The organism is Angustibacter aerolatus, assembly GCF_054776675.1.
The window spans coordinates 1-577 of record NZ_BAAHBM010000210.1 but is presented as its reverse complement, the minus strand read 5'-3'; the positions used below and the strand labels follow the sequence as shown (position 1 = coordinate 577).

Here is a 577-nt window from a genome sequence, read left to right as displayed (position 1 = left end):
GAGTGGCGCGGACCGGCGTACGCCGACGCCGGCGACTGGGCGCGGGCCGAGCGCGGACGGCTCGCCGAGCTGCGCTCCACGGCGGTCGAGCAGCTGGCCCGTGCGCGGCTCGACCTCGGCGCAGCGGCCGAGGCCGTACCCGACCTCGACGCACACGTCGGCGAGCACCCCTGGCGCGAGGAGGGCTGGGCGCTGCTCGCCCTCGCGCTGTACCGGTGCGACCGGCAGGGCGACGCGCTCGCGGTGCTGCGGCGCGCCCGGGCACGGCTCGCCGACGAGCTGGGCGTCGAGCCCGGCCCGCGCCTGGCCACGCTGGAGACCGACGTCCTGCGGCGGGCCGCGCACCTCGACCCGCCCCGCGGTGCAGCCGCGGGGGTCTGGGCGGCGGCGTCGGCCTCGCTCGACCGCGTGCGCAGCAGTCCGCGGGCGCGGCTGGAGTCGACGGTCGGCCTGCTCGGCTCGCTGGCCCTGAGCGGTGCCGACGGGCTGCGGGCGGTGCGCGAGCAGCGGGTGGCCGCGATCCTCGCCGCCGAGGAGCTCGGCGACCCGGCGCTCACCGCCCGCGTGCTCGGCGGCC

The 577-nt window shown here is 80.8% G+C and carries 1 protein-coding gene; it reads left to right on the top strand.

What is annotated here, in order from left to right:
* Positions 1–577 (top strand): AfsR/SARP family transcriptional regulator (locus ACYVI6_RS18840; protein WP_460447804.1); only part of this gene is annotated, 577 nt, incomplete at both ends.